The 25149-nt window shown below is 66.7% G+C and carries 25 protein-coding genes; 10 read left to right on the forward strand and 15 right to left on the reverse strand.

Annotated elements, in window-relative coordinates:
* The first annotated feature begins 2 nt into the window (after window positions 1-2).
* Complete coding sequence (maiA, locus tag AC1PQG_RS09870; protein WP_481122390.1) at window positions 3-641, forward strand: maleylacetoacetate isomerase; 639 nt, start codon at window positions 3-5, stop codon at window positions 639-641.
* Between the two features lie 101 nt (window positions 642-742).
* Here maiA and AC1PQG_RS09875 read toward each other — a convergent pair whose 3' ends face one another.
* From AC1PQG_RS09875 to badH, 5 genes are all read right to left on the reverse strand, one after another.
* Complete coding sequence (locus AC1PQG_RS09875; protein ID WP_481122391.1) at window positions 743-1429, reverse strand: nitroreductase; 687 nt, start codon at window positions 1427-1429, stop codon at window positions 743-745.
* Window positions 1430-1526: 97 nt separating this feature from the next.
* Window positions 1527-2702, reverse strand: coding sequence for an acyl-CoA dehydrogenase (locus tag AC1PQG_RS09880; protein ID WP_481122392.1), 1176 nt, complete (start codon window positions 2700-2702; stop codon window positions 1527-1529).
* Between the two features lie 58 nt (window positions 2703-2760).
* Window positions 2761-3915 (reverse strand): acyl-CoA dehydrogenase family protein, encoded by a 1155-nt coding sequence (locus AC1PQG_RS09885; protein ID WP_481122393.1) that lies wholly within the window; start codon window positions 3913-3915, stop codon window positions 2761-2763.
* Between the two features lie 71 nt (window positions 3916-3986).
* Complete coding sequence (gene badI, locus AC1PQG_RS09890; protein WP_079435991.1) at window positions 3987-4769, reverse strand: 2-ketocyclohexanecarboxyl-CoA hydrolase; 783 nt, start codon at window positions 4767-4769, stop codon at window positions 3987-3989.
* Window positions 4770-4816: 47 nt separating this feature from the next.
* Window positions 4817-5584 carry a 2-hydroxycyclohexanecarboxyl-CoA dehydrogenase gene (badH, locus tag AC1PQG_RS09895; RefSeq protein ID WP_481122394.1) on the reverse strand — a complete coding sequence of 256 codons (768 nt, stop codon included), beginning with the start codon at window positions 5582-5584 and terminating at the stop codon, window positions 4817-4819.
* A gap of 114 nt (window positions 5585-5698) precedes the next feature.
* Here badH and AC1PQG_RS09900 point away from each other — a divergent pair, with 114 nt between their 5' ends.
* The gene (locus tag AC1PQG_RS09900; protein WP_481122395.1) at window positions 5699-6169 is read left to right on the forward strand and encodes a MarR family winged helix-turn-helix transcriptional regulator; all 471 of its coding nucleotides are present in this window, start codon (window positions 5699-5701) and stop codon (window positions 6167-6169) included.
* A 12-nt stretch (window positions 6170-6181) separates the two neighbouring features.
* Here AC1PQG_RS09900 and aliB read toward each other — a convergent pair whose 3' ends face one another.
* Window positions 6182-7330, reverse strand: coding sequence for a cyclohexanecarboxyl-CoA dehydrogenase (aliB, locus tag AC1PQG_RS09905; RefSeq protein ID WP_481122396.1), 1149 nt, complete (start codon window positions 7328-7330; stop codon window positions 6182-6184).
* 397 nt (window positions 7331-7727) lie between these two features.
* Between aliB and aliA the strand changes: the two genes are divergently transcribed.
* From aliA to AC1PQG_RS09920, 3 genes are all read left to right on the forward strand, one after another.
* Window positions 7728-9344, forward strand: a complete 1617-nt coding sequence (gene aliA, locus AC1PQG_RS09910; protein WP_481122397.1) for a cyclohexanecarboxylate-CoA ligase — start codon at window positions 7728-7730, stop codon at window positions 9342-9344.
* An 18-nt stretch (window positions 9345-9362) separates the two neighbouring features.
* Window positions 9363-10136, forward strand: a complete 774-nt coding sequence (locus tag AC1PQG_RS09915; RefSeq protein WP_481122398.1) for an enoyl-CoA hydratase — start codon at window positions 9363-9365, stop codon at window positions 10134-10136.
* 69 nt (window positions 10137-10205) lie between these two features.
* Window positions 10206-11570 carry a porin gene (locus tag AC1PQG_RS09920; RefSeq protein WP_481122399.1) on the forward strand — a complete coding sequence of 455 codons (1365 nt, stop codon included), beginning with the start codon at window positions 10206-10208 and terminating at the stop codon, window positions 11568-11570.
* Window positions 11571-11687: 117 nt separating this feature from the next.
* Here AC1PQG_RS09920 and AC1PQG_RS09925 read toward each other — a convergent pair whose 3' ends face one another.
* The 5 genes from AC1PQG_RS09925 to AC1PQG_RS09945 form a co-directional block, all read right to left on the reverse strand.
* The gene (locus AC1PQG_RS09925; protein ID WP_481122400.1) at window positions 11688-12485 is read right to left on the reverse strand and encodes an ABC transporter ATP-binding protein; all 798 of its coding nucleotides are present in this window, start codon (window positions 12483-12485) and stop codon (window positions 11688-11690) included.
* Between the two features lie 18 nt (window positions 12486-12503).
* Window positions 12504-13268 (reverse strand): ABC transporter ATP-binding protein, encoded by a 765-nt coding sequence (locus tag AC1PQG_RS09930; protein ID WP_481122401.1) that lies wholly within the window; start codon window positions 13266-13268, stop codon window positions 12504-12506.
* A complete protein-coding gene (locus AC1PQG_RS09935) occupies window positions 13265-14197 on the reverse strand; it encodes a branched-chain amino acid ABC transporter permease (protein WP_481122402.1) in 933 nt (310 codons plus the stop codon). Before AC1PQG_RS09935 ends, AC1PQG_RS09930 begins: the two co-directional genes overlap by 4 nt.
* A 3-nt stretch (window positions 14198-14200) precedes the next feature.
* Window positions 14201-15076 (reverse strand): branched-chain amino acid ABC transporter permease, encoded by an 876-nt coding sequence (locus tag AC1PQG_RS09940; protein WP_481122403.1) that lies wholly within the window; start codon window positions 15074-15076, stop codon window positions 14201-14203.
* 227 nt (window positions 15077-15303) lie between these two features.
* Entirely contained in the window at window positions 15304-16086 is a 783-nt protein-coding gene (locus AC1PQG_RS09945; protein WP_481122404.1) for an IclR family transcriptional regulator, read from the reverse strand.
* An 80-nt stretch (window positions 16087-16166) separates the two neighbouring features.
* Here AC1PQG_RS09945 and paaY point away from each other — a divergent pair, with 80 nt between their 5' ends.
* Window positions 16167-16784 (forward strand): phenylacetic acid degradation protein PaaY, encoded by a 618-nt coding sequence (paaY, locus tag AC1PQG_RS09950; RefSeq protein ID WP_481122405.1) that lies wholly within the window; start codon window positions 16167-16169, stop codon window positions 16782-16784.
* A 9-nt stretch (window positions 16785-16793) separates the two neighbouring features.
* Here the strand turns inward: paaY and AC1PQG_RS09955 are convergent, their stop codons facing one another.
* The 4 genes from AC1PQG_RS09955 to AC1PQG_RS09970 form a co-directional block, all read right to left on the reverse strand.
* Entirely contained in the window at window positions 16794-17114 is a 321-nt protein-coding gene (locus AC1PQG_RS09955) for an antibiotic biosynthesis monooxygenase family protein (RefSeq protein WP_481122406.1), read from the reverse strand.
* A gap of 105 nt (window positions 17115-17219) precedes the next feature.
* Window positions 17220-18161: a phenylacetic acid degradation operon negative regulatory protein PaaX gene (paaX, locus tag AC1PQG_RS09960; protein WP_481122407.1), complete on the reverse strand. Its 942-nt coding sequence runs from the start codon at window positions 18159-18161 to the stop codon at window positions 17220-17222.
* A 97-nt stretch (window positions 18162-18258) separates the two neighbouring features.
* Window positions 18259-19308 (reverse strand): 2Fe-2S iron-sulfur cluster-binding protein, encoded by a 1050-nt coding sequence (locus AC1PQG_RS09965; protein WP_481122408.1) that lies wholly within the window; start codon window positions 19306-19308, stop codon window positions 18259-18261.
* Between the two features lie 13 nt (window positions 19309-19321).
* The gene (locus AC1PQG_RS09970; protein ID WP_481122409.1) at window positions 19322-20350 is read right to left on the reverse strand and encodes a hypothetical protein; all 1029 of its coding nucleotides are present in this window, start codon (window positions 20348-20350) and stop codon (window positions 19322-19324) included.
* Window positions 20351-20689: 339 nt separating this feature from the next.
* Here AC1PQG_RS09970 and paaN point away from each other — a divergent pair, with 339 nt between their 5' ends.
* The 4 genes from paaN to paaI are packed head-to-tail and all read left to right on the forward strand — an operon-like array spanning window position 20690 to window position 25138.
* Window positions 20690-22357, forward strand: coding sequence for a phenylacetic acid degradation protein PaaN (paaN, locus tag AC1PQG_RS09975; protein ID WP_481122410.1), 1668 nt, complete (start codon window positions 20690-20692; stop codon window positions 22355-22357).
* Between the two features lie 12 nt (window positions 22358-22369).
* Window positions 22370-23167 (forward strand): 2-(1,2-epoxy-1,2-dihydrophenyl)acetyl-CoA isomerase PaaG, encoded by a 798-nt coding sequence (paaG, locus tag AC1PQG_RS09980; protein ID WP_481122411.1) that lies wholly within the window; start codon window positions 22370-22372, stop codon window positions 23165-23167.
* Window positions 23164-24696, forward strand: a complete 1533-nt coding sequence (paaH, locus tag AC1PQG_RS09985; RefSeq protein ID WP_481122412.1) for a 3-hydroxyacyl-CoA dehydrogenase PaaH — start codon at window positions 23164-23166, stop codon at window positions 24694-24696. The genes paaG and paaH overlap by 4 nt, the downstream gene beginning before the upstream one ends.
* Complete coding sequence (paaI, locus tag AC1PQG_RS09990; protein ID WP_481122413.1) at window positions 24689-25138, forward strand: hydroxyphenylacetyl-CoA thioesterase PaaI; 450 nt, start codon at window positions 24689-24691, stop codon at window positions 25136-25138. Before paaH ends, paaI begins: the two co-directional genes overlap by 8 nt.
* Window positions 25139-25149 lie beyond the last annotated feature (11 nt).

The raw sequence follows: 25149 nt of genomic DNA on the forward strand, positions 1-25149 counted from the left end.
CCATGCGACAGCTCTACAGCTATTTCCGCAGTTCCGCGTCCTGCCGGGTGCGGATCGCCCTCAACCTCAAGCAGCTGGATTACGACACCGTGCCGGTGCATCTGGCCAAGGGCGCACAGCGCAGCGAGGGCTATCTGGCGGTGAATCCGGCGGGGCTGGTGCCGACGCTGGTCGAGGATGGCCATGTACTGACCCAATCCCTGGCGATCATCGAGTACCTGGACGAGCTTCATCCGGAACCGCCGCTGCTGCCGGGGAGCGCAGCCGACCGCGCACGCATCCGCGCCATCGCGCAGACCATCGCCTGCGAGATCCACCCGCTCAACAATCTCGGCGTGCTCGGTTATCTCCGGGATGCCCTCGACGTGGACGAAACTGCCCGGAGCGTCTGGTACCGCCACTGGGTCGAGAAGGGGCTGGCCACCGTGGAAAGCCTGCTCGCCGATCCACAGACCGGCGCCTTCTGCCACGGCGATGCGCCGACCCTCGCCGATTGCTGTCTGGTGCCGCAGGTATTCAATGCCCGGCGCTTTACGTGCCGGCTCGACCATGTGCCGACAGTGATGCGGATCTTCGACCGGTGCATGGCGCTGGAGGCATTCCAGCGCGCCGCGCCGGCAGCCCAGCCGGATGCGGAGTGAAAAAAAGCCGGTGAGCTGTCGAGGGCTCACCGGCCAAGGTTCCGTCGACCTTCAACGACGACGGGGGAGGGAGAGAGTATTCCGAGGCTGGCTATGCGGGATCAGCTGTGGAAGCGCACGAACTCTTCCAGTGGCGCCCGCTCGCTTTCCAGCCCGTTCTCGGGCGCGTCGGGATCGGCGTAACCCAGCGCGATGCCGCAGACGAGTTGCTCGTTCTCCTCGAACTCCAGCAGGCGCGCGATGATGCGGTGGTAGTCGATCCACGCGGCTTGGGCGCAGGTGGCGAGGCCGCGGGCGGTGGCGGCGAGCAGGATGTTCTGCAGCAGCATGCCGCAGTCGATCCAACTGCCCTGGGCGAGGCGGCGGTCGATGGTCAGGATCAGGCCGACCGGCGCGTCGAAGAACGTGAAGTTGCGGCGCGTCTGGGCGTGCATGCGGGCCTTGTCGCCGCGGGGGATGTCCAGCAGGCGGTACAGGTCGCCGCCGAGCTTGCGGCGGCGGCTCTGGTGGGGCTCGGAGAACTGGGTCGGGTAGTAGTGGTACTCGGCCTGGTGGCTGGCGTCGGCGGCGTCGAAGGCGGCACACACTTCATCCACCAGTTGCTGGCGCAGGCCGCCGGTGACGACGTGGATGCGCCAGGGCTGAATGTTGTTGCCGGATGGCGCGCGGGCGGCGACCTCGAGGATGGCCTCGATGCTCTCCCGCGCCACCGGCGTGGGCAGGAAGGCGCGGATGGATTTGCGTGCCGTGGCGATCTGGTCGAAGCAACTTGCGGTGTCGAAGGACATTGGACAACTCCAAAAAATGGCGGGGTGCGGGGCGGCACCCCGCCGTCAGCCGACGCAGGCCAAGTGGAGATGGTACGGACGATGTGCGTTGCAGCCCTCAGTTGGCGAAGGCGGCGATGCCGGTGATGGCGCGGCCGAGGATCAGCGCGTGGATGTCGTGGGTGCCCTCGTAGGTATTCACCACTTCCAGGTTCACCAGATGGCGGGCCACGCCGAACTCGTCGGAGATGCCGTTGCCGCCCATCATGTCGCGGGCCATGCGGGCGATGTCGAGTGCCTTGCCGCAGGAGTTGCGCTTCATGATGGAGGTGATCTCCACCGCGTCGATGTGCTCGTCCTTCATGCGGCCCAGGCGCAGGCAGCCCTGCAGGCCGAGGGTGATCTCGGTCTGCATGTCGGCCAGCTTCTTCTGGATCAGCTGGTTGGCGGCCAGCGGGCGGCCGAACTGCTGGCGGTCCAGCGTGTATTGGCGGGCCCGGTGCCAGCAGTCCTCCGCGGCGCCGAGGGCGCCCCAGGCGATGCCGTAGCGGGCGGAGTTGAGGCAGGTGAAGGGGCCTTTGAGTCCGCGCACCTCGGGGAAGGCGTTCTCCTCGGGGCAGAACACCTCGTCCATGACGATCTCGCCGGTGATCGACGCGCGCAGGCCGACCTTGCCGTGGATGGCCGGGGCGGACAGACCCTTCCAGCCCTTTTCGAGCACGAAGCCGCGGATCTTGCCGGCGTCGTCCTTGGCCCATACGACGAACACGTCGGCCACCGGGCTGTTGGTGATCCACATCTTGCTGCCAGTGAGGCTGTAGCCGCCGTCCACCTTGCGGGCACGGGTGATCATCGAGCCGGGGTCGGAGCCGTGGTTCGGCTCGGTGAGGCCGAAGCAGCCGATCCACTCGCCGGTGGCGAGCTTGGGCAGGTACTTGCGCTTGGTGGCTTCGTTGCCGAATTCGTTGATCGGCACCATCACCAGGGATGACTGCACGCTCATCATCGAGCGGTAGCCGGAATCCACCCGTTCCACCTCGCGGGCGATCAGACCGTAGCTCACGTAGTTGAGGCCGGCGCCACCGTATTCCTCGGGGATCGTCGGGCCGAGCAGGCCCAGTTCGCCCATCTCGCGGAAGATCGCCAGGTCGGTGTGCTCGTTGCGGAAGGCCTCGAGGACGCGCGGGGCCAGCTTCTCCTGGGAGTAGGCGTAAGCGGTTTCGCGGATCAGCCGCTCTTCGTCGCTGAGTTGCTGATCGAGGAGAAGGGGGTCGTCCCATTTGAAATTCGTCATCGTCGTCTCTTCCTGATGGTTATTGGTCTGGGTAAGTATCTGCTTGGGTCTGGCCGGCTCAGCCGGTGTGCTCGCGAATCATATTGCGGGCGATGACAAGTTGCTGGATCTGCGTCGTGCCTTCGAAAATGCGGAACAGGCGCACGTCCCGGTAGAAGCGCTCGATGCCGTATTCGGCCAGGTAGCCGGCGCCGCCGAAGACTTGCACCGCCCGGTCGGCGACACGGCCGCACATCTCGGAGGCGAACATCTTGGCGCAGGCGGCTTCAGTGCCCACGTCGAGGCCCTGGTCGCGGCGCCGCGCGGCATCCACCACCATGCACTGGGCCGCGTACAGTTCGGCCTTGCTGTCGGCCAGCATGGCCTGGACCAGCTGGAATTCGGCGATCGGCTTGCCGAACTGCTTGCGCTCGCAGGCGTAGCGCAGCGCGTCGTCCAGCATGCGGCGGGCCACGCCGACCGACACCGCGGCGATGTTGATGCGTCCCTTGTCGAGCACCTTCATGGCGGTCTTGAAGCCGACACCTTCCTTGCCGCCGATCAGGTTGGCGGCCGGGATGCGGCAGTCCTCGAAGATCACGTCGCAGATGTGGGCGCCCTTCTGGCCCATCTTCCTGTCGATTGGACCGAGGGACAGGCCCGGCGTGCCCGCCTCGACGATGAAAGCGGAGATGCCATCGGCGCCCTTTTTGGTCGGGTCGGTGCGCGCCATCACCGTGAAGATGCCGGCTTCGGGGGCGTTGGTGATGTAGCGCTTGGTGCCGTTGAGCACGTAGAAGTCACCGTCACGGACGGCGGTGGTGCGCAGGCTCGCTGCGTCGGAGCCGCTGTCGGGCTCGGTCAGTGCGAAGGAGCCGATGATCTCGCCGGTGGCCAGCTTCGGCAGGTAGTGGGCCTTTTGCGCCTCGCTGCCGTCGATGATGATGCCCTGGCCGCCGATGCCGTTGTTGGTGGCGAACAGCGAGCGGAAGCATGGCGAGGTGTAGCCGATCTCGAAGGTGGCCAGCACTTCTTCTTCCATCGTGAGGCCCATGCCGCCGTGTTCCTCGGGGATGGACAGGCCGAACAGGCCCAGTTCGCGCATCTCCTGGATCAGTTCATCGGGAATCCGGTCGGTGTCGGCGACGATGGCCTCGTGGGGGATCAACCGTTCCCGCACGAAGCGGGAAATGGTGTCGAGCAGCAGATTGAGGGTTTCCTGGTCTCTGATCATGATGCGTGTCCGGTTGGGAGCTGGGGAGCGCGCTCGCGGCGGGGGGCGAAGGACGCCCCCGCGCACGAAGCTCAGCGCACGTACTTGCGGAACTCGGGCTTGCGCTTCTCGCGGAAGGCGTTGCCGCCCTCGGCGGACTCCGGTGTCTCGTAGTACAGCTTGAGGGCGTGCATGGCCAGGCCGCCCATGCCGCGGATCATCTCGGTGTCCACGTTGAAGGATTTCTTGGCCAGCGCGATGGCGGTCGGGCTCTTCTCGACGATCTCGTCGCACCATTTCTTCACTTCGGCGTCGAGCTGGTCCTGGGGTACCACGGCGTTGACCAGGCCCATCTGCAGGGCTTCCTGGGCGGTGTAGCGGCGGCACAGGTACCAGATCTCGCGGGCCTTCTTCTCGCCGACCACGCGGGCGAGCAGGGCGGTGCCGAAGCCGGGATCGACGGAGCCGACACGCGGGCCGGCCTGGCCGAGCTGGGCATTGTCGGAAGCGATGGCCAGGTCGCAGATGGTCACCAGCACGTTGCCGCCGCCGATGGCGTAGCCATTGACGCGGGCGATGACCGGCTTGTTGCAGTCGCGGATGGCGCTCTGGACTTCCTCGATGGGCAGGCCGATGGTGCCACGGCCGCCGTAGCCGCCATCCTGGGTGCCCTGGTCGCCGCCGGTGCAGAAGGCCTTCTCACCGGCGCCCGTCAGCACCACCACGCCGATGCTGCGGTCGTAGTCGGCGTCCTTGAAGGCGTGGATCATCTCCTCGCAGGTGTTGGCGGTGAAGGCATTGAACTGCTTCGGCCGGTTGATGGTGATGGTCGCGATGCCGTCGGCCTTGGTATAGAGGATGTCGCGGTATTCCATGTTGTGTCTCCTTGATCCTTGGGTATTTGTGTGGGGTTTGAGGGCGCTCAGCCAGCCATGGTCAGGCCGCCGGACACGCTGATGACCTGGCCGGTGATGAAGGACGCGTCGTCGCTGGCGAGGAACAGCACTGCGCCGGGCAGGTCTTCCGGCTGGCCGAGGCGGCCGAAGGGGATGGCCTTGGCCAGCGCGCCCTTGAGCTTCTCGCCCTGTTCGCCTTCGCCGGCGAAGTCGCGGAACAGCGCGGTGTCGGTGGGGCCGGGGCACACCACGTTGACGTTGATCTGCTTGCGGGCCAGCTCGCGGGCCATGGTCTTGGAGTAGGACAGCAGGCCGCCCTTGCAGTAGGCGTACACCGCTTCGCCGGAGGAGCCGACGCGGGCGGCGTCGGAGGCCACGTTCACCACCTTGCCGGTGCCGCGTTCGTACATCCCGGGCAGCACCGCGTGGTGCATGTAGAGCGGACCGTAGAGATTGACGGCGACGATCTTGTCCCACAGGGCCTTGTCGGTCTTCAGGAAGGGGGCGGCGTGGTCCCAGCCGGCGTTGTTCACCAGGATGTGGGTCGGGCCGAGTTGCTGCTCGGCGGCCTTGACGGCGGCGACCACCGACTCCTGGCTGGTCAGGTCCACCCCGAAGGCCGCCGCGCTGCCGCCCTTGGCGCGGATGTCGGCAACCACCGTCTCGGCGGCGTCCTTGTTGATGTCGAACACAGCTACCAGCGCGCCTTCTTCCGCGAAGCGCCGGCATATGGCGGCGCCGATACCGCCTGCGCCGCCGGTGACGATGGTGACTTTCCCTTTGATGCCTCGCATGCTGTTCTCCTTTGTTGAATGTGTGTTCTGGGTATCAGGTTTCGGGGCTGTCCCCGTTGCGTTTGCGTGCTGCTTTGCGCTTCAATGCGGCATCCACCGCACCGTCTTGCATCGATGACCGACCTCACCACCGAAAAAAGCCTTGCCGGCATTGAGATCAACAACCGCTTGTTTTTCCGGCTTTTTCAGGCTGCCAACACGCTGCACACCAAGGGCACGCAAGCCCTTGAGGACTTCGGCGTGACGACGCAGCAGTGGTCGGTGCTGGGTGCGCTGTCGCGTCCGCAGGCGGCGGAAGGGATGAGCGTCAATGAGTTGTCCCGCTATCTGCTGGTGAGCCGCCAGAACCTCACCGGCCTGCTCAACCGGCTCGAGCGCGACGGTCTCATCGAGCGCATCACCGGCGCCGAAGACCGGCGCGAGCGCAAGGTGCGCCTGAGCGCCAAGGGCGTTGAGTTGTGGAAGTCCCTCGCGGACCCCATCCACACCTTCTACGACGAGGCCCTGAAAGGTTTTTCCTTTGACGATCGGCTGGCGTTCATCCATTACATCAACCTCCTGCAGCGCAACATGTCCCAGCTCTGAGGCTGTAGGGGGTCAGACCGCGTACTGGGCGGTCTTCTGGCGCGCGATGATCATCTTCATGATGTTCGCGGTGCCGTCGCCGATCTGCAGGCCGAGCACATCCCGGTAGCGCTGGCCGAAGTGATAGTCGGCGCCGTAGCCGCCGTGGCCGTGGGTGAGCAGGCACTGGTGGATGATTTCGCAGGCCAGCTTTGGCGCCCACCACTTGCACATGGCTGCTTCGGCGGTGTGGGGCAGGTGCTGGTCCTTCAGCCACAGGGTGCGCAGACACAGGTTGCGGCAGGCTTCGTAGTAGGTTTCCGCCTCGGCCAGCGGGAAGCTGACGCCCTGGAATTCGCCGATCGGTTTGCCGAAGGCCTCCCGTTCCTGGCTGTAGCGCCAGGCTTCGTCCAGCGAGGCGCGGGCCACGCCCATGCATTGCAGGCCGATCAGCGCGCGGCTGTAGTCGAAGCCCTGCATCACCTGGATGAAGCCCTGGCCCTCATCGCCGAGCATCATGTCTTCCGACACGCGCACGCCGTCGAAGAAGATCGAGCCGCGTCCGACTGGGCGGGTGCCGATGTCGTCGAAAGCGGTGCGGGACACACCGGGCAGGTCCATCGGCACCAGGAAGGCGCTGATCCCGCGCGCTTTGTCGGCCTCGCTGCCGGTGCGGGCGAAGACCACCGCCACGTCGGCCTGGGTGGCCATCGAGATCGAGGTCTTCTCGCCGCTGAGGATGAAGTCCTTGCCGTTGCGCACTGCCTTCAGCTTGAGGCGGGCCGCGTCGGAGCCGGCGCTGGGCTCGGTGAGGGCGATGGCAATGAGCTTCTTGCCGGTGACGACCAGGTCCATCCATTCCTTTGCTACTTCTGGCTTGGCGTGGGAGGACACGATCTGCCCGCACAGGGACGTGAGCAGATTGACGTAGGACACGTTGAAGTCGCCGTAGGCGATCTGCTCCAGCAGCAGGCCGCTGGTCACGCAATCGACGCCGAGCCCGCCGAACTGTTCCGGTAGCTCAGGGCCGAGAAAGCCCAGTTCCCCCATCTCCACGACGAGCTCCCGCTCGACACATTCGGCTTTTTCCCGCGCCCGGTAATCCGGCGCCAGGCGATTGCGGGCGAACCGGCTGGCCGATTCGACCAGCGCCTTCTGTTCTTCGCTGAGGCTGAAGTCCATCTTCTCCGTCCTTTGTTGTGGGTCTGGACGGATTCTAAAAATCCGCCGTCAATTCTGTCAATATATTTACACAAATTGCCGATTGAATTTTTGGATTGAATTTCGATGTGCAATAGCAAAACATCAGAACCCCATAATTTAAGCCATTTAATAGGCCTTTTCTTGTGCGGTGCATGAAATGAAGATCAGCCTCGACCCTTGCAAAAAGTAAATATGTTGACTTAAATCTGTCGTATCGATACGTTTCACGCCATCGCGCAGCACGCAGTTCCGCAAAAGATCACAACAGCGACACACCACTCAAGGAGCGAGACATGCAGGAGAGGATCAAGGGCGCACCAAGCGCCGTCGGCCTGGTGCAGCCAGGGAAGCCGCAGGCGATCCGGGGAGGACGCCAATGAAGTTCGACCCGGTACTGCTGGCTCCCAGGATGGAGCCGATGAAAGCCGCCGGGTTGTGGCGGGACGAAACCGTGGATGTGTACCTGCAGCGCGCGCTGCGGGACTGCCCGGACAAGGCCGCGGTGGTGGCCTATGCGGCAGAGCGGGGTGCGCCGCAGCGGTTCAGCTACCGGGAGCTCGACGCGCGCGTCGACCGCATCGCCCGCGGGCTGGTCCGGCTGGGCGTCGGACGCCAGGACGTGGTGAGTTTCCAGCTACCGAACTGCTGGGAGTTCATCGCGCTGTCGCTGGCTTGCGTGCGCATTGGCGCGGTGGCCAACCCGTTGATGCCGATCTTCCGCCAGCACGAGCTCAACTTCATGCTCGGCTTCGGGGAGTCCAAGGTCTTCGTCGTGCCCAAGTTGTTCCGCGGCTTCGACTACGAGGCGATGGCCCGTAGCCTGACCGGCAGCCGGCAGCTCGTGGTGATTGGTGGCGACGGGCCCGACAGTTTCGACGCGCGGCTGCTGCGCGACGATACGCCGCCGTTGCAGGGCTCCGGTCTCGAACCGGACGACGTGCTGCTGCTGATGTACACCTCCGGCACCACCGGCGAGCCGAAGGGCGTGATGCACACCTCCAACACGCTGTTTTCCAATCTGCATGCCTACATCGAGCGCATGGAGCTGGGGCCGGACGACATCGTGCTGGGCGCTTCGCCGATGGCCCACCTGACCGGCTACGGCTACCTGGCGATGCTGCCGATCATCCTCAACTCGACGACGGTGCTGCAGGACATCTGGGATGCCCGGCGGGCGCTGCAGATCGTCCGCGACGAGGGCGTCACCTTCAGCATGGCGTCCACGCCCTTTGTCGCCGACTTGTGCAACGCGGTGGACGCGGGCGACTCTACAACGCCGGCCTTCAACAAGTTCTGCTGCGCCGGAGCGCCGATTCCGCCGGTGCTGATCGAGCGCGCCCAGGCGCTGCTCGGCATGCGCCTGTGTTCCGCGTGGGGCATGACCGAGAACGGCGCGGTGACCGTCACCGAGCCCGCGCGGGCGCTGGAGATGTCCGGCATCTCCGATGGCCGCCCGCTGCCGGGCATGGAGCTCAAGGTGGTGGACGCCAACGGGCAGTCGCTGCCGGCCGGCGAGTGCGGTTCGCTGCTGGTGCGCGGTGCATCCCTGTTCGGCGGCTACCTGAAGCGACCGCAGCTCAACAGCGTGTCCGCCGAGGGCTGGTTCGACACCGGCGATGTGGCGACCATCGACGCGGACGGCTACATCCGCATCACCGGGCGCACCAAGGACGTGGTGATCCGCGGTGGCGAGAACATTCCTGTCGTGGAGATCGAAAACCTGCTCTACAAGCACCCGGCGATTGCCGCGGTGGCCATCGTCGGCTACCCGGACAAGCGCCTCGGCGAGCGGGTGTGCGCCTTCGTGTCGGTAAAGCCCGGTGCGCATTTCGACTTTGCCGAGATGACGGCCTATCTCGAACGCCAGCAGATGGCCAGGCAGTACTTCCCCGAGCGCCTCGAGATCGTCGAGGACCTGCCGCGCACGCCCAGCGGCAAGCTGCAGAAGTTCAAGCTGCGTACCGTCGCCAAGGCCTTTGGCGACGCCGACTGACCCGGAGCGGAGAACCCCATGAGTGACGTCATTCTGGCCGAGGTGCTCGGCAAGGTCGGCCTGATCCGCCTGTGCCGGCCGCAGGTTTACAACGCCCTCAACGACGAGGTGATGGATGCCCTCGGCGCCGCGCTGGACCTCTTCGAGGCCAACGAGGAGATCCGCTGCGTCGTGCTGACCGGCTCCGAGAAGGCCTTCGCGGCCGGTGCCGACATCACGGTGATCCGCGCCATGGACTACATGGACGCCTACAAGGGCAACTTCATCACCCGCAACTGGGAGCGCCTGAAGACCTTCCGCAAGCCGGTCATCGCCGCGGTGTCGGGCCTGGCCCTGGGCGGCGGCTGCGAGCTGGCGATGATGTGCGACATCGTGCTGGCCGCGGAGACCGCGCGCTTCGCGCTGCCCGAGATCAAGATCGGCACCATCCCGGGGGCCGGCGGCACCCAGCGCCTGCCGCGGGCGGTGGGCAAGGCCAAGGCGATGGACCTGTGCCTGAGCGGCCGCATGATGGACGCCCAGGAGGCCGAGCGCTGCGGACTGGTGTCCCGTGTGATTCCCGTCGAGCGCCTGCTCGACGAGGCGCTGGAGACTGCCCGCGTGATCGCCGGTTATTCCCTGCCGGTGCTGATGATGATGAAGGAGGCGGTCAGCCGCGCCTTCGAGAGCCCGCTCAACGAAGGCCTGCTCTTCGAACGTCGCACCCTGCACGCCACCTTCGCGCTGGCCGACCAGAAGGAAGGCATGGCGGCCTTCGCCGAGAAGCGCAAGCCCGTCTTCCGGGACTGCTGAACGCCGCCTGCGCGTAGCCCATTTTTCCGCAACACCCATAACAAACATCCACATGATGGAGGAGCACTCATGACCACGACTTCCAAGAACCTGCGGCGCAGCGGCCTGGCCTGCCTGATCGTCAGCCTGTTCGCCGCCGCGCCGGCCTTCGCCGACAGCGAGATCGACACGCTCAAGCGCGAACTGGCCGAACAGCGCCAGCTGATCCAGCAATTGCTCAAGAACCAGGAAGAACAGAAGAAGACCGAGATCCAGACCGGCGGCCCGGCCCGCGGCGCCGGCCTGCAGATGGGCGTGCCGACCGGGCCGTCCGGCACGCTGACGATCTATGGCGTCGCCGACGTCAGCGCCTCCACCGTCAATAGCGGCTTCGGCCAGAAGTCGACGATTGGCTCCGGCGGCATGACGTCTTCCCGCCTGGGCTTCAAGGGCGAGAAGGAGCTCGGCGACGAGGTGAAGGCTGTCTACCTGATGGAAGCCGGCATTCTCTTCGATACCGGCTCCGTCGGCACTGGTGCGATCACCCCGGGCATCAACAACACGGCGGTGTCCAGCGGCGGCCAGACCAGTAACGGCAGCCAGATCTTCTCGCGGCAGATCTACGCGGGCCTCGCGACCCGCTTTGGCACCGTTACCGCCGGGCGCCAGTACGCCGGTTCCTACACTTCGTCGGTGATGTCCGCCGCGATGGGTGCCGGTTTCTTCGGCTCCTCCGCCGGCCTGCTGCCGGTGATCGGCGGCATGCCGACGCGCCTCAATAACTCGCTGGTGTACGCCTCACCGAAGGTCGCCGGCTTCTCCGGTCAGCTGACCCTGAGCAGCGGCAGCGAGAACAACGTGAACATGGTGACGCCGGTGGCTGCCGGTTCAACGACCGTGACCACCGACAAGGCTGGCCGCGGTGGTGATCTGGCGCTGTACTACAGCGCCGGCCCGCTCAACGCCACGGCGACGGCGTGGAACGTGGACAACGCCAGCTACGTCGCCCCGGCGACCGGCCCGCAGGAAACCGGTCTCGCCAAGCGTCGTGGCTGGCAGGTCGGCGGCAGCTACAACCTGGGCTTCGCGACGCTGTACGGAAACTATGTGGCTGGCCGCATCAGTGGCGGCAACTACGAGAACGTCACGGGCACCCTGTCCAAGGCCGACGGCTGGAGCGTCAGCGCGGGCATCCCGCTGTGGCGCGGCAAGGCGCTGGTGAGCTATAGCCAGCTCGACGACAAGTCGATCAAGAACCGGGATGCCAACCTGCTGGGGCTTGCCTACACGTACAAGCTGCAGGACAGCACGACGCTGTATGGCACCTGGGGCAAGGTCCTCAACAAGACCAACGGCACTTACAGCCTCACTGACGGCGGCAACCTGGTCGGCACGGTGGCCAAGCCGGGCTACGACCCGAACGGCTACATGCTCGGTGTGAACCACGTGTTCTAAGCGAGGCGATGTACTCCGGGCCAGCGCTATGAACAGCGCTGGTCCGGACGTCTCGGAGAAGCCAGGACCGTAGGCCGTTCTTTCTTGATTGCTACAGCGTGCGTGCCCGGTCTGCCATTACATTCCCAGATACGCGCTGCGTACCTGCTCGTTGCCGATCAGCTCGGTGCCGCTGCCTTCGAGGGCAACGGTGCCGGTTTCCAGCACATAGCCCCGGTCGGCCAGGGCCAGGGCGGCGAAGGCGTTCTGTTCGGCGAGCACGATGCTCATGCCTTCGGCCTTGAGGGCCTTCACCACGGCGAAGACCTCTTCCACCAGCAGCGGCGCGAGGCCCATCGACGGTTCGTCGAGCAGCAGCAGGCGCGGCTGGCCCATCAGCGCGCGGCCGATGGCCAGCATCTGCTGCTGCCCGCCGGACAGGGTGCCGGCGGGCAGGCGGCGCTTTTCGGCGAGCACCGGGAACAGGCTATAGACGCGCTCCAGGTCGTCGGCCACCTGCTGGCGCGGCTGGGTGTAGGCGCCGAGGCGCAGGTTGTCCTCGATGGACAGCGGACCGAAGACCTGGCGGCCTTCCGGCGACTGGCAGATGCCGCGGCGCATGCGCTTGTCGGCGCGCAGCCCGGAGATGTCCTCCCCGTCGAAGAGGATGCGGCCGCCGCTGATCGGCTGCACGCCGGACAGGGCGCGCAGGAAAGTGGTCTTGCCGGCGCCGTTGGCGCCGACCAGGGCCACGGTTTCGCCGCGGCGCAGTTCAATGCTGATGCCCTTGAGGGCCTGGATGCGGCCGTAGGCGCTGGTCAGCCCTTCGACGCGGAGCAGGGGCGCTGCATTGCTTGCGGCAAGCGGACCCGACGGGATCGGAAGTGGAGTGGACGGGGCCATGGGGTTGGCACTGCGGGACAGGGCGATTTCCATCGGGCGATGCTCCGGGGGTCAGGCGTGGGCGCCCAGGTAGGCGGCGATCACGTCCGGGTTGCGGCGGACTTCGGCGGCGTTGCCTTCGGCCAGCTTGCGGCCGTAGTCGAGCACCAGGATGCGGTCGGACAGGTTCATGACCATCTTCATGTCGTGCTCGACCAGGACGACGGTCACGCCGGAGTCGGCGATGCGCCGCACCAGCGCGTCTACCTCCAGGGTTTCGCTGGGGTTGAGGCCGGCGGCCGGTTCGTCGAGGAACAGCAGGCGCGGCCGCATGGCCAGCGCCCGGGCGATCTCCAGGCGCTTGAGGGCGCCATAGGGCATGGCGTCGGCGCGGGCCGACAGGTAGTCGGCAAGGCCGACGAAGCGCATCAGCTCGGCGGCCTCGTCGCGCAGCTCGGTGTCCCGCCGGGCGAGACTCGGAAAACGCAGCGCGGCCTTGAGCAGGTTGCGGTCGAGGCGCAGGTGGGCGCCGACCATCACGTTTTCGAGGGCGCTCATGTTCATGCACACCTGCAGGTTCTGGAAGGTGCGCGCCACGCCGCGCCGGGCCAGGGCTTCCGGCGAGCGGCCGGCGATGGTCTCGCCGTCCAGGCGGATGTCGCCGTGGGTCGGCCGGTAGACGCCGGTGATCAGGTTGAACAGGGTGGTCTTACCGGCGCCGTTGGGGCCGATGACCGCGTACACCACGCCGGCGTCGATGTTGAAGCTGACGTCCTGCACGGCCTTCACGCCGCCGAAGTGGATGGACAGGGCGGAGACTTCGAGCAGCGGCATCATGCGCCCCTCCCGAAACGGGCGGTCAGGGTCGGGACCAGGCCGCGGGGCAGGAAGATCATGCTCAGCATCAGGATCGCGCCGAAAACTACCGTCTCCCAGCCCTCGAAGGTGGCCAGCGCCTGGGGCAGGGCGGTGAGCAGCACGGCACCGATCAGGGAGCCATACACCGAGGCCATGCCGCCGATGACGACCATCGTCACCAGCTCGATGGAGTGGAAGAAGTCGGCCACGCCGGGCGTCACGAAGCCGATGTAATGGGCGGTCACGCTGCCCATCAGGCTGGCGAAGACCGCCGACATCACGAAGATGGCGAGCTTGTAGCGGGCCACGTCTACGCCCACTACGCGGGCCGCCACCTCGGAGCCGTGGAGGGCGCGCAGCGCTCGGCCGAAGGGCGAGTCGATGAGGTTGAGGGAGGCCCACACGCTGACCGCCAGCAGCGCGGCGACGACCCAGTACCACTGGCGGTCGCCGTTCAGCTCGAAGCCGGCCAGGCCGAGGGCTGGCACCGGCATGCCGTCGGGGCCGCCGGTCCACGCCGCCTCGTTGCGCAGCGCGATGTTGAGGATGATGCCCAGGCCGAGGGTCGCCATCGCCAGGTAGTTGCCCTTCAGGCGGAAGATCGGGCGCGCCACCAGCGCGGCCAGCAAGCCGGCCAGCGCGGCGCCGACACCCATGGCGAGCAGCGGATGCAGGTTGAAATGGGTCGGCAGCACCGCCGACGCGTAGGCGCCGATGCCGAGGAAGCCGGCGTGGCCGAGGCTGATCTGGCCGGCGAAGCCGATCAGTAGGTTGAGGCCTAGGACGATGACCGCGTTGATCGCCATGCGGATCGCCAGGTCCATGTAGAAGCTGTTGGGCAGTACGAAGGGCAGCAGCGCGAGGATCGCGATGACGATGTGCAGGCCGATGTAGGGAGAGGCTCGCATGGCTTACACCCGTTCGGTGAGGCGCGCGCCGAACAGGCCGCGGGGCATGAAGAAGAGGATCAGCAGGATCAGTACGAAGGGGATCGCGTCCTTGTAGGCCGACGAGATGTAGCCGGCGCCGAGGGCCTCGATGAGCCCGACCAGCAGCCCGCCGACCACTGCACCGAGGCCGTTGCCGAGTCCGCCCAGCACCGCCGCGACGAAGCCCTTGAGGCCCAGCATCACGCCTACGTCGTAGGCGGTGAGGGTCAGCGGTGCGATGAGGATGCCGCCGAGGGCGCCCATGCCAGCAGACAGCGCGAAGCTGAGGAACAGCACGCCGTTGGTGTCGATGCCGACCAGTTGCGCCGCCATGCGGTTGCAGGCGGTGGCCAGCATGGCCTTGCCGGCCAGGCTGTAGTTGAAGAAGTACCACAGCGCGCCGACCGCGGCGGCGGTAACGCCCAGCACCCACAGGCTCTGCGGCATCAGGGTGGCGCCGAGCACGTCGATGGGCGTCTCGCCGGAGAAGGCCGGCAGGCTGAAGGTGCCCTTGCCGAAGCCGACCGCCGCCAGCCCGCGGATCACCAGCGAGGCGCCGATGGTGATGATGATCAGGCTCACCGTTTCGGCGCCTTTCACCGGCTCGATGGCCAGCTTCTCGATCAGCACGCCGATGCCGGCAGGCACCAGGATCGCCAGCATCATGGCCGCCGGCAGCGGCAGGCCGGACTGGGCGAAGAACACCGCGAGCATGCCGCCCAGCATGATGAACTCGCCCTGGGCGAAGTTGATGACGTTGCTGGCGTTGTAGATCAGCGTGAAGCCGAGGGCCGCCAGCGCGTAGGTGGCACCGACGGTGATGCCGGAAAAAAGGAACTGCAGGAACTGGGCAAGCATCAGCGGCGGCCTCCCGGTCGAACTGCGAAGTGTCGGACGTGCATCGGGGTCTCCTCCTTGGATGGCGCCAGCGCGGGCGCTGACGGTGTTCTGTATTTTGTAATTTGTTCTGTTTATTAGAAGTGATACAAAAAACAACGTCAACGAAAATTTATGTATCCAATTTTCGAGAAGGCGAGCGAAAGCGCTGCCGGACGAAGCGGCAGGCCTGCTTCAGGGAGAGAGGATCAGAGGGTGGCGCCGAGGCGCTGGGACAGGGCGTGGGCGGCGTCGTGCAGGGCGGCCAGGGTGGGGCTGTGCTCGGTGAGGTCCATCGAGCCTTCGACGGCGACGAGGACGATGGCGAGTGTGATCTCGTTCTTGAAGTTGAAGACCGGTGCTGCGACAGCTTCGACACCGCGCAGGATGTAGTTGCCGGAAATCACCGACAGGCCGCGGGCGCGGACGTCGGCGAGCAGCTGGCGCGCGTCGTCCATACTGGCGATGCCGGCCTGGCTGCGGCCGGCTTCAATCTCCCGCTGGATCAGCGGTTCGACCTGGCGCTCCGGCAGCCACGCGCAGAACACCTGGCCGACTGCGGAGCTGAGCAGGCCGAGCGTGGTACCGGTGACCACATTGACGGTGATCGGCCGACGCGGCCGCTCCCAGCGCACCACCACTGGCCCGTTGTCGCTCCATACCGCGAGGGCGGTGGTCTCGTTGACCGCGTCGCGCAGGTCGGTGATTGCGTTGAGACCCAGGCGTATGCGGTCGATGCGGTCGAGGGCGACGAGCCCGAGGCTCAGCGCGAAGGGGCCGAGGTCGTAGCGGGAAGTCTGCGGGTCCTGTTCGACGAGGCCGCTGCGGATCAGGCTGACCAGGTAGCGGTGGGCCTTGGACGGCGGCATGCCGGCGGCGGCGGCGATGTCCTTCAGCATCATCGAGCGTTTGCCGGTGGTCATGGCCCGGAGGATGCTCATGCCCACCTCCAGGGACTGGACGCCGTGTTTCCCTTCCAGGTCTTCGCTCATCGTTCGCTCGCCGAAATAATTACAAAAATACGAAAATATCGATGAAGATGTAACACAACAACCCAAAAAGGAGAACAGCAGTGAATTCCCTGAAAGTCTACGCCATCGACGGCATCGTGCCGGTGGTCGATCCGAGCGCCTATGTGCATCCTTCCGCAGTGCTGATCGGCGACGTGATCGTCGGCCCCGGCTGCTACGTCGGTCCGTGTGCCAGCCTGCGCGGCGACTTCGGCCGGCTGATCCTGGAGCGCGGCGCCAATCTGCAGGATACCTGCGTGATGCACGGCTTTCCCGGCACCGACACGGTGGTCGAGGAGGACGGCCACATTGGCCACGGCGCGGTGCTGCACGGCTGCCGGGTCGGGCGCAATGCGCTGGTGGGCATGAACGCGGTGATCATGGACAACGCGGTGATCGGCGAAGAAGCTATCGTCGCGGCCTCGGCCTTCGTCAAGGCCGGCATGGAGATTCCGCCGCGGATGCTGGTGGCGGGCATGCCGGCCAAGGTCGTGCGGGCGCTGACGGAAGAGGAGATCCGCTGGAAGGGCGAAGGCACCGCCACCTACCAGGACCTGACCCGCCGTTGCCTGGCCACGCTGGTGGAGACCGCGCCGCTGACGGCCGTAGAGCCGGACCGCCCGCGCATCCACATTCCGGACGTGGTGCCGCTGGTGGCCCTGCGGCAGAAGGAAGGGTGAACGGGCCCGTCAGAAAGGTCCGGGCAATCCGCCGAGGCGGCCGTCTCCATAGGTGCGCAGCACCTGGGAGATGATGACCTGGTAGCCGTCAAGCCAGCGCGCCTGTTTTTCCTTGGCTTCCAGGTGGAGGGGGTGAGTGACCAGGGATTGCAGGGCCTCCAGGCTGTCCCAGTAGTACACATTGGAGACGAGGCCGGTTTGCGGATTTTCCCAGGTGGTTTCGCCGAGGTAGCCCGGAATCGTCCGGGCGGCGCTGGCGATGGCATCGTCGAGACGGTGGAATTCCGCGTCGAAAGGCTTCGCAGCGAAGATGAAGGTGGAGGAGTACATCGTTTGCGGCCCTTCCAATGAAAAAGCCGCGCATTAGACGCGCAGGAGAGTTGCATGACAAGAGCAATGTCCGGCTGGGGGCGAGCTCCGCACCCGAGGGCTGGCTCAGGCCAGCGGGTCGGCCTCGCGGAAGCGTTCGAGCAGGGCGGGCGAGGCTTCCGGCGTGTGGCCGTCGGCCAGCTGGAAATGCCGGTCCAGGTGGCGTTCGGAGGGCGTCAGCAGGCGGCGGTAGATTTCGCGGCACAGCATGCGTGCCTGTTGCCCCGGCCAGCCGGTGGGCAGCAGCACGTCGGGCAGTTCCGGGTCGCGCAGCAGCAGGCGCCGGTAGTCGTGGATCAGCAGCACGCGCAGCAGAAAGGCGCTTTCGTCGTCCACTGCGTCCTGGCCGTCGCGCAACTGGCCGAGCACCGGCTGGTAGCGGGCGACGAAGCCGGCGTACATGTCGGCCAGTTCCTGCAGGTTCCAGGCGCCGTGCACCATTTCGTGATCGCTGGCCGAGCCGCCGAGTTGCGCGTCGGCCGCCACCAGCGGCTTGAGCTTGCCGAGCACATCGCCCAGGCCCTCGGCGATCAGCGCGTCGAAGGCGGTGGGCAGATCCGCGCCGGGGTGCACGAAGCAGTCGCCGCCGAGGGCGCCGAAGCCCTGCCAGAACAGCGCGCGGCGCAGGTGGTCGCGCTCCTTCGGCGTCAGCTCGCCGACCGTCAGGATCAGGCGCCAGCGGCGGTCCCACAGGGGCGCGTTGGAGGCGTAGATGTGGCGCGAGGCTTCTTCGAAGCGCCGCTGGCCGGACGGCGTCAGCAGGTAGTCGGTGCGCCGGCCTGAAGGTTCGGTGCGCAGCCATTCTTCCTTGGCGAGCCGGAACACCGAGGTGCGGATCAGCCGCTCGTTGAGCTCGATGGGTTCGAGCAGGCGGATCAGGCTGCCCAGCCAGATCCGGCCTCCCCGCGGCAGCACCGCATCGCCGAACACGGAGATGATCAGGGAGCCAGCCTGCACGCGGCCCTGCTGGCGGAAGTCTTCGAGGCGTTGCTGGATCGGGGGGAGCACGGGACGGGGTGGCGGATCTTCGGCGAAGCCGGGGAGTGTAGCGACTCCCTCCCGGTCTGGGTAGCGCGGCCCGCCGGGCAAGGCCGGGCCGCGGAGCTCAGAAGGCGAGCAGGGGGGCTAGGTCTACGTCCACCGCCTGTTGTTGCGCGAAGAAACCTTCGCTGTGGATTTGCTCCGGCTTTGCCCCCAGCGCCCGCACGGCGGTGACGCAGCTGTCCACGAAGGCCGGGCTGCCGGCGGCGAAGACGGTGTGCCGCGACAGGTCCGGAAAACGTGCCGGCAGCACCGTGTCGATGCGGCCGTGCAGGTAGCCCCCACGTTCCTCGCGGGTGAGCGTGAAGGCGTAGTCGAAATTGCGGTGCTTGGTGCGCCACCAGGCCATCAGCCCGCGGCCGTACAGGTCGGCTTCGGTGCGCGCTGAGCACAGGAGCGTGACCGGGCGGCGGAAGCCGCGCCGCAGCGCTGCCTCGGTGAGGGCCAGGATCGGTGCCAGCCCGGTGCCGGCGGCGAGGCACAGTACCGGCGTGTCGACGCCGGGATCGCCGATGAAGGTACCGTAGGCGCCGGACAGCTTGACGCTGTCGCCGATGGCCAGCGTGTCGTGGATCCATGCGCTGGTGAGGCCGTCGTCGGCACGGGCGACCTGCAGCACGATCTCCCCGTCCGGGCGCGGAGCGCCGGCGATGGAGTAGGCGCGGGCCGGGATGCCGGCGCGCGGGTTGCCGAGGGTCACGTACTGGCCGGGCCAGTAGCGGATCGGCTGGCCCACCGGGCGCAGGCGCAGCTCGACCACCCGTTCAGCGACCGTGTGCTTGTCGGTAACCACGAACAGCGCGTCTTCCCGCGGCGGGAACAGCTTGGGGCGGGCGTCTTCGCTGCCCCAGTCGATGACCAGCTCGTCGGACAGGGGCTTGGCCATGCACATCAGGCCGTAGCCCTGCCGACGCTCGTCGGCGGAGAGGGCCATGTCCAGGACCATGCCCTGATCGAACTGGCCGGACACGACCTTGACCTTGCACTCGCCGCAGGCGCCGGCGCGGCAGTTGTTGGGCAGCGCGTAGCCGGCCTTCTCGAGGGCCATCAGCACGGTGTCGCCGTAGGCGCAGTCCACCGAGCGACCCGATGCTTGCATGATGATGCGGGACATGGCGGCCTCTCCGTCAGAACACCGGGATGATGTCTTCCATCTCGATGTCGCTGATCTCCTGCCCGGAGATCCCGACTTCAGGAATGGCGGGGAAGGGGATGTCGTAGCGGTCGAGCACGCCCTTCAGGTTGAGCATGGCGCTCTTCCAGTTCTGCAGCTTGGCCTCATAGGTGGGGATGCCGAAGCCGGCGGCGCGGGCCACTTCCTCCGCCTCGCGCTGGTTGGCGATGAAGTCGGCCGGCAGGTCCCAGAACTCCATCGGCGGCTCGAACAGCACGGCGGACAGGAACAGGTAGCCGGCGCGGATCTGCTTGGTGACGATGGCCCGCGTCTCGGGGGCGAGGCCCGGGTAGTCGCGCTCCATCACCGCCATGCAGATCGCCATGTGGCGGCCTTCGTCGCGGCCGATGTTGCGGAAGCCTTCCTTGAACACCGCTTCACGGGAGTTCTCGTACATCTGCTTGAAGATGGTGGCGGCGGCGATCTCGCCCATCAGGAAGGAGCTGAACAGCACGGCGAGGTCGTACTTGGGCACCGCCTGCTTGTAGCCGCTCCAGTAGCGGCCGCCGTTGAAATACAGCCAGTGCACGTTCTTCTGCAGGCGCTTGCCGAGTTCGGTCTTCGGCACATAGGTGAGCGGGTCGGGATGGCCGAGCAGGCGGGTGATCGCCAGCCCGCACATGATCTCGTGGTTCTGCTCGTCGCGGGTCACCGAGAAGAAGCACTTGCGCACCGGGTCTTCCTCATGGACCTCGTAGGTCTTGACCAGCGCCTCGGCAAAAACCGGCGGTGCCGAGGCGTCGAACACCGACAGCAGGCTCCACCAGTAGGCGATGGCCTCGCGCTCCTCCCAGCTGTAGCTGTCCAGATCCAGGGTGTCCCACGGCAGCTTTTCCGGGTCCCAGTTCTCGCGCAGCGAGGCTTCCCACACTTCCTGCAACTTCTTCGTATTGCTGTGCCATGACAGCGGATAGACGTTGGGCTGCGGGGTGGCCGGCGGAAATTCCATCTTGTCGGCGAAACGTTCCTTGTGACTGCTCATCGTGCTCCTCCTGTTTGATTGGTGTTTGCACCCGGCAGCAAGACCATCCGGAGTGCGTGGTCAATAGTGATACATAAAAATGTATTTCGTCAATAAATATGTATCAAATAGATCTCAGGGTGGGCACAGATTGAATCGCTTTGTTGCTGGCGCTGCCGGCTTTGATTGGCGGAGAAATCTATTAAATTAATGTTTTAAAACGAAAATAAACAGAGAAACTAGTTCCGTTAAACGTAACTCAGAATCTTTCTAGCAGAAAAATTCGATACCAAGCATTGACTTGGATCAGTTCGATTTGTAACGTTTAGATCAGGAGAACAAACCCGACGGAGACACAAGATGACGCACCCCCTGTTCGAGAAGCATCGCAGCACGCTCGATGGCGCCCTGGCGGCCATCGCCACCCGGGGCTACTGGTCGGCCTACCCGGAAATGCCCAGTCCCAAGCTGTACGGCGAAACCGCGCCTGAAGACGGCCGCCGCGCATTCGAAGCCCACAAGGGGCAGCACTTCGAGCTGGGGCAGCCCGGCCAGACCGGCTGGCACGGCGGCGAGACTTCGCCCTACGGCGTCGAGCTGGGCACGAGCTACCCGGTGTGCACGCCGGACGCGCTGATCGAAGCCGCACAGACGGCCATGACGGAATGGCAGGCGGTCGGCGCCCAGGGACGGACCGGCATCTGCCTGGAAATCCTCGACCGCCTCAACAAGCAGAGCTTCGAGATCGCCCACGCGGTCATGCAGACCACCGGGCAGGGCTGGATGATGGCCTTCCAGGCCGGTGCGCCCCATGCGCAGGACCGCGGCCTCGAAGCGCTCGCCTACGCCTGGCGCGAACAGAGCTTCGTCCCCGCCGAGGCCCACTGGGAAAAGCCCCAGGGCAAGAACCCGCCGCTGGTGATGAAGAAGCACTTCGAGATCGTCGGGCGCGGCGTGGCGCTGGTGATCGGCTGCGGCACCTTCCCGACCTGGAACACCTATCCGGGCCTCTTCGCCGCGCTGGCCACCGGCAACGGGGTGATCGTCAAGCCGCACAGCAATGCGATCCTGCCGGCCGCCATCACCGTGCGGACGATCCGCGCCGTGCTGGCCGAGAACGGCCTCAATCCCGATCTGGTCAGCCTGTGCGTGACCGACAAGCGCGCCACCACCCAGGCGCTGGCCACCCATCCGGCGATCAAGTCGGTGGATTTCACCGGCAGCAACGTGTTCGGCCAATGGCTCATCGACAACTGCCGCCAGGCCCAGGTGTATGCGGAGCTCGCCGGGGTGAACAACATCGTCATCGACTCGACGGACGCCTACAAGGCGACGCTCGGCAACCTGGCCTTCACGCTGTCCCTGTACTCCGGGCAGATGTGCACCACCTCCCAGGCGATCTTCGTCCCGGCCGGCGGCATCGACACCGACGAAGGCCACAAGAGTTACGACGAGGTGTGTGCCGACCTGGCCCGCGCCGTCGAGCGCTTCCTGTCCAAGCCGGAGGTCGCCCATGCGGTGCTCGGCGCGATCCAGTCCAACGACACCCTCGAGCGCATCGCGCTGGCCGACAGCGGCGAGTTGGGGCAGGTCGTGCTGGCCTCGAAGACGCTGGAGAACCCGGACTTCCCGGCGGCCCGCGTGCGCACGCCGGTGCTGCTGGCCTGCGATGCGGCCGACGAACGGCTCTATATGGAAGAGCGCTTCGGCCCGATCAGCTTCATCGTCAAGACCGCCGATACGGCGGCGGCCATCGCGTTGTCCGAGCGGGTCGTCGCCACCCACGGCGCACTGACGGTCGGCGTCTATTCGACGCGCCAGGACGTGCTCGATGCGATGACCAAGGCCACCTGGCGCAGCAAGGTCGCCCTGTCCATCAACCTGAGCGGCGGCGTGTTCGTCAATCAGTCGGCGGCCTTCTCCGACTACCACGGCACCGGCGGCAACCCGGCGGCCAACGCGGCCTACGCCGACTCGGCTTTCGTCGCCAACCGCTTCCGCGTGGTGCAGCGCCGCTACCACGCCTGAAGGAGCCCCGTCATGGAATACCGGAACATCCTCTATACGGTGGAGGAGGGCGTTGCTCGCCTGACCCTCAACCGCCCGGACAAGCTCAACAGCTTCACCGGCGAGATGCACGCCGAACTGCGGCATGCCCTCGACACGCTGCAGGCCGACAAGGGCGTGCGCGTGCTGGTCCTGACCGGCGCCGGGCGCGCCTTCTGCGCCGGCCAGGATCTGGCCGACCCCGACATGGCGAAGACGCCCGACGGGGCGATGCCCGACATCGGCAACGTCGTCGAGCGCAACTACAAGCCGCTGGTGCTGCGCCTGCAGAACCTGCGCGTGCCGACCATCGCCGCGGTGAATGGCATCGCTGCCGGTGCCGGCGCCAGCGTGGCGCTGGCCTGCGATCTGGTGGTGGCGGCCCGCTCGGCGTCCTTCCTGCAGGCCTTCAGCAAGATCGGCCTGGTGCCCGACACCGGCGGCACCTGGTTCCTGCCCCAGCGGGTCGGCATGGCGCGGGCGATGGGCCTGGCGCTGCTGGCCGAAAAGTTGCCCGCCGACAAGGCGGCCGACTGGGGCCTGATCTGGGCCGCCTACGACGATGCCGAGTTCGCCACCCGTGTGGACGGCCTCGCCACCCAGCTCGCCGCCATGCCCACGAAGGCGCTGGTGCGCACCCGCCAGGCCCTGCACGCGGCGCCCGGCCACACGCTGGAGCAGCAGCTCTCCTTCGAGGGCGGCTTCATGCGCGAACTGGGCTGGAGCGCGGACTACGCCGAAGGCGTCGCCGCCTTCATGGAAAAGCGCGCACCGAAGTTCACGGGGGAATGAGCGTGAGTGCTGCCTTGAATCCCTCTGCCGTCGTCGCTGTGGTCGGTTCCGGTGCGATGGGCGCCGGCATCGCCCAGGTGGCGGCCGCCGCCGGGCATGTCGTCAAGCTGGTGGACAACCGGCCCGGTGCAGCGGCCCAGGCCGTAGCGGCGATCCGCGCCCAGTTCGCGCGGCTCGCCGACAAGGGCCGCATGGATGCCGACGCGGCCCGCACCGCCGGCGAGCGCCTGATTGCCGTGGAAGCCGTGGCTGAACTGGCCGATGCCGCGCTGGTGATCGAGGCCATCGTCGAGGACCTGGGCGCCAAGCAGGGCCTGTTCCGCAGCCTGGAAGACATCGTCGCGGCGGACTGCCTGTTCGGCACCAACACCTCGTCCATCTCGGTGACCGCCATCGGCGCCGCGCTGCAGCGGCCGGAGCGCCTGGCCGGCCTGCATTTCTTCAACCCGGCGCCGCTGATGGCGCTGGTGGAAATCGTCTCCGGCCTGGCCACCGATGCCGCCGTGGCCGAAACCCTGTTCGCCACCGCCGCGGCCTGGGGCAAGACGCCGGTGCACGCCCGCTCGACCCCCGGCTTCATCGTCAATCGGGTCGCCCGGCCGTACTACGCCGAAGCCTTGCGCATCCTCGGCGAAGGCGGCGCGGACTGCGCCACCCTCGACGCGCTGCTGCGGGACGCCGGTGGTTTCCGCATGGGTCCCTTCGAGCTGATGGACATGATCGGCCACGACGTGAACTTCGCGGTGACGCGCTCCGTGTGGTCGGCCTTCTACAACGACCCGCGCTTCACGCCGTCGCTGATCCAGCAGGAGCTGGTGGACGCCGGTTTCCTCGGGCGCAAGACGGGCCGTGGTTTCTACGATTACCGGGAAGGCGCCGAACGGCCGCAGCCGAAGGAGGCCGTCGCCCAGACCCTGCCGGGCGCGATCACCCTGTACGGCGAATCCCCGGCGGCGCTGGCGCTGGCCGACCGGCTCCACGAGCGCGGTGTGGGCTACACCTGGGGCGCGGCCGGCGACGAGCGTATCGCAGCTGTCGGCGAGGCGGTGGTCTTCGTCACCGATGGCCGCACCGCGACGCGGCGGGCAGCGGAAACGGGCATTGCCAACCTGGTGCTGATCGACCTCGCGCTGGATTACCACAGCGCGCCGCGCATCGCCGTGGGCGCCGCCGTCAATGGCTGGGCGCCGGCTGTCGGCGCGGCCATCGGCCTGCTGCAGGCGGCGGGCTTCGCCGTCTCGCGTCTCGGCGACGTGCCGGGGCTGGCGGTGATGCGCACCGTCGCGATGCTCGCCAACGAAGCGGCGGACGCGGTGAACCAGGGCGTCTGCGACGCGGCTGGCGCCGATGCGGCGATGCGCCTCGGCGTCAATTACCCCCGTGGGCCGCTGGCCTGGGCCGATCTGGTCGGCTTGCCGGCGATCTGCACGGTGCTCGCCAATCTGGCCCAGTTCTATGGCGAAGACCGCTACCGGGTCTCGCCGCTGATCCAGCAGCGGGTGCTGGCCGGAAGGAAGATCCATGACTGAACACCACCCCGACGACGCCCAGGCGCTGGCCGAAGCCGTCGCCGACAGCATGTGGTCCCGCGATCGGGCCACCCAGGCCCTTGGCATGCGCATCGAGGCGATCCGCCCCGGCTACGCGCGGATCTCCATGCCGGTCCGCGAGGACATGCTCAACGGCCACCACATCTGCCACGGTGGCCTGATCTTCACGCTGGCGGACACCGCCTTCGCGTACGCCTGCAACAGTTACAACAAGAACACGGTCGCCTCCGCGTGCCATATCGACTTCCTCGCCCCCGGGCGGGAAGGCGACACGCTGCAGGCAGAGGCCGTCGAACAGTCCGCCTCCGGCCGCACCGGCGTTTACGACGCCACCGTGCGGGACGGCGAAGGCCGGACCCTCGCCCTGTTCCGGGGCAAGAGCTACCGGATCTCCGGCGAAGTGATCGACAACAAAGGATGAGGAGAAACACC

This window comes from Zoogloea sp. GDB6, assembly GCF_056724105.1.